We start from the raw sequence: 3,510 nt of genomic DNA, 5'->3' as shown, positions 1-3,510 counted from the left end.
GCAAGCTCGAGCTGTACCTCGCCCTGCTCGACACGCACTGTGACGCCATGGTGTCGCGGGTGCGCTCGGCGATGGAGGCGACGACCGACAACAAGGATCGGGTGCGCGGCGCCATCCAGGCCTACTTCGACTTCATCGACCACGAGAGCGAAGCGTTCCGGCTGGTCTTCGAGTCCGACCTGCGCAACGACCCGGCCGTGCGCGAGCGCGTGGACCGCGTCGAGACCGGCTGCATCGCGGCCATCACCGACACGATCATGGCCGACACCGGCGTCAGCCGCGCCCGCGCCGAGCTGCTCGCCTCCGGCCTGGTCGGGGCGGCCGAGATCGCGGCCCGGTTCTGGCTGGCCGGCGGCCGGCAGGTGGAGAAGGCTGAGGCGGAGAGCCTGCTGACCACGCTGTCGTGGCGAGGGATCGCGAGCTTCCCCCTGCACGGCGAACACGCCTGATCGCGTTAATCTTCAGACACACTGGGTGTGTGCGCCCGATTTAGGAGGATGACGTGGAGGTCAAGATCGGCGTGCAGTACGCGCCTCGGGAGCTGGTGCTGGAGAGCAACCAGTCGTCGGCCGAGGTCGAGTCTGCGGTCACCGACGCGATCAACGGTGGCGATAAAGGTGTTCTGTCCCTGGTCGACGAGAAGGGCCGCCGGGTGATCGTGCCGGTGGGCAAGCTGGCCTACGTGGAGATCGCCGAGTCCTCGCCGCGGCCGGTCGGGTTCTCCTCGGCTCGCTGAGGTCTTGCGCAACCGAAGGGGCCCCCGGTGGGGGCCCTTTTTCACGCTCTAGGTACCGGTTTTTCCGATAAGTCGGGCGCTGGCGCGCCACGACTTATCGGATTTATGCCCTGACGGGGTATAAGTCTGAAATGTTGTGGTGTCGGCCCCGACATTTCGGGACAAACGCCCGCTAGTTGTTCAGGCCCACGGCGACCATGCGTGCCGTGTGGGCCGAGGTCAGGCGCCTGAGCAGGGCCTGGAAGTCGGTGCCGTGGATGGCGAGCAGGGCGGCCAGGGACGGACGCTCGCCGGCCACCCGCAGGGCCTGGGAAATGCCCTCGCCGACCAGGCGGCGGGCCCACATCGACAGGCGGTTGGCCACCTTCGGGTCGAGGGCGATGGCGGCCCGCAGCTCGTCGGCGGCGAAGTCGGCGTGCACCGAGTCGTGCAGGACGTCGAGGATGAGGTCGCGGTCCGGGGCGACCAGGACCGCGGCGACCTCGCGGGTGAAGTCGTCGGCGATGCCGTCGCCGACGTAGGCCTTGGTCAGGCCCTCCAGCCAGTCCTTGGGCTCGGTCTGCTCGTGGTAGTCCGACACGGCCCGCACGTAGGGCCGCATGGCGGCCTCGGGGTCGGCGCCGAGCTCGTGCAGGCGGTCGGCCAGGCGGCGGTAGTTGGTGATCTCGCGGGCCGCCATCTCGCTGAGCACGGCGCGGCGGCGCAGGTCAGGGGCCAGTCGGGCGTCGGCGGCCATACGGTCGAAGGCGACCAGCTCGCTGTACGCGAGCATGCCCAGCAGGTCGACGACCGCCTCCTGGGGCGGCTCGGCGCCGATCTGGTCGCTCGGGGTGACATCGGACACGTCGGCACAGTACCGCGCCGGATCACCCAGCGGGTGGTGCGCGGTGTGGCGCGATGTCATGCGCGGATCCGCCCGCGTGTCGGTACAATGGCCCAAATAGCCCCGGGCGGACCCTAGCCCTGGCAAACCGGCGCTTGTAGCCCGCGACCGTTGCGGTCGGAGCCGACCGGACGGAAGCCGATCAAGTCGGACGCCGATCAGTCGGACCCTGAACCGTCAACGGATCGCGTGTGGCCCGCGCCGCATACCGATTGAGCGCACCCGGCACTTCAGGGGCGCTCCCGCGAGAGAGACACCCCGAACAAAACATGACAATCGACAACATTGAGGCCGCCGAGACGGTGGCCTCCCGCGCTCCCGTACGCGGCGACAGTCCCTCGTTCGCCGACCTCGGCGCCCGGCCCGAGACCGTGGCCGCGCTCGAGGCGGTCGGCATCACCCGCGCCTTCGCGATCCAGGAATACGCCGTGCCGATCGCGCTGCGCGGCACCGACCTGATCGGCCAGGCGCCGACCGGCACCGGCAAGACCCTCGGCTTCGGCGTGCCGCTGCTCGACCGCGTCACCGCGCCGGGCGAGGGCGCCGACGGGCTGCCCCAGGCGCTCGTCGTGGTGCCGACCCGCGAGCTGGGCCTGCAGGTGGCCCGCGACATTGCCGCCGCCGGCAAGACCCGCGGCGTGCGGGTCCTGCCGCTGTACGGCGGGGTCGCCTACGAGCCGCAGGTCGAGGCGCTGCGCAACGGCGTCGAGATCGTGGTCGGCACCCCCGGCCGCCTGCTCGACCTGGCCAAGGGCAAGCACCTGCGGCTGCACGCGGTGCGGGCGCTGGTCCTCGACGAGGCCGACCGGATGCTCGACCTCGGGTTCCTCGACGACGTCGAGCGCATCCTCACGCTGCTGCCCGAGGAGCGCCAGACGATGCTCTTCTCGGCGACGATGCCCGACCCGATCGTGACGCTGGCCCGGCGGTTCCTGCGCCAGCCGATGACGATCCACGCGCACCACGACGCCAACACGGGCCCGTCGCCGCTGACGAAGCAGTTCGTGTACCGCACCCACCCACTCAACAAGATCGAGATCGTGGCCCGGGTCCTGCAGGCGACCGACCGCGGCCTCACCATGATCTTCTGCCGTACCAAGCGGGCCGCCGACCGCGTCGCCGAGGACCTCGACTTCCGCGGGTTCGCGGCCGCCGCCGTCCACGGCGACCTGGGCCAGGGCGCCCGTGAGCGGGCCCTGCGCGCCTTCCGGGCCGGCAAGATCGACGTGCTCGTCGCCACCGACGTCGCCGCCCGCGGCCTCGACGTCTCCGGCGTCACGCACGTCATCAACTACGACTGCCCGGAGGACCCGGACACGTACACCCACCGCATCGGCCGCACCGGCCGGGCCGGCGCCACCGGCGTCGCGGTGACGTTCGTGGACTGGGAGGACATGCCCCGCTGGCGGATCATCGACAAGAGCCTGGGCATGGACCTGCCGGAGCCCCCGGAGACGTATCACACGTCGGCGCACCTGCTGACCGACATCGGCATCCCCGAGGGCACCACGGGCTCCCTGCCGACGGCCGACCGCAAGCGGGCCGGGCTGTCCGCCGAGAAGCTCGAGGACGTCGAGGGCAAGCCGCGTGGGCGGGGCCGTTCGCGCTCCCGGGGCCGATCGTCGGCGCCGTCGTCGTCCGCGCCGGACACCGCCGAGTCGAGCGAGCCGCGGCGTCAACGCCGGCGCCGGCGCCGGGGCGAGGTCGACGCGGCCGAGCACGCCGAGTCGTCCGCCACGCAGGCCGAGCTCACGCTGACCGAGCCGTCCGCGGGCCCCGGCGAGGAGGCGGCCGTCGCCGCGCCGCGCCGCCCTAGCCGCTCCACCGCCGCCGTGGGCCCAACGGACCCGGAGGCGGCCGGTTCGCCCGTTGTCGTGGGCGGCGAGGAGGG

At 71.8% G+C, this 3,510-nt stretch carries 4 protein-coding genes; 3 read left to right on the top strand and 1 reads right to left on the bottom strand.

Annotated elements, in window-relative coordinates:
* The coding region (locus tag AB0M46_RS51180) for a TetR/AcrR family transcriptional regulator (protein ID WP_363349022.1) at window positions 1-449 on the top strand (449 nt) is incomplete at its 5' end.
* Between the two features lie 53 nt (window positions 450-502).
* A complete protein-coding gene (locus AB0M46_RS51175) occupies window positions 503-736 on the top strand; it encodes a DUF3107 domain-containing protein (RefSeq protein WP_363349020.1) in 234 nt (77 codons plus the stop codon).
* Between the two features lie 172 nt (window positions 737-908).
* On the opposite strand, the gene AB0M46_RS51170 is transcribed toward AB0M46_RS51175, so the two are convergent.
* Window positions 909-1,640, bottom strand: a complete 732-nt coding sequence (locus AB0M46_RS51170) for a ferritin-like fold-containing protein (RefSeq protein ID WP_363349019.1) — start codon at window positions 1,638-1,640, stop codon at window positions 909-911.
* A 248-nt stretch (window positions 1,641-1,888) separates the two neighbouring features.
* On the opposite strand from AB0M46_RS51170, the gene AB0M46_RS51165 reads away from it, so the two are divergent.
* A partial coding sequence (locus AB0M46_RS51165) for a DEAD/DEAH box helicase (protein ID WP_363349017.1) occupies window positions 1,889-3,510 on the top strand: 1,622 nt, incomplete at its 3' end.

Origin of the sequence: Dactylosporangium sp. NPDC051485 (assembly GCF_040682015.1) — a bacterium.
GTDB lineage: Bacteria > Actinomycetota > Actinomycetes > Mycobacteriales > Micromonosporaceae > Dactylosporangium.
Note: the sequence above shows the minus strand (reverse complement) of the source record. Positions and strands in the feature narration are given on the sequence as shown.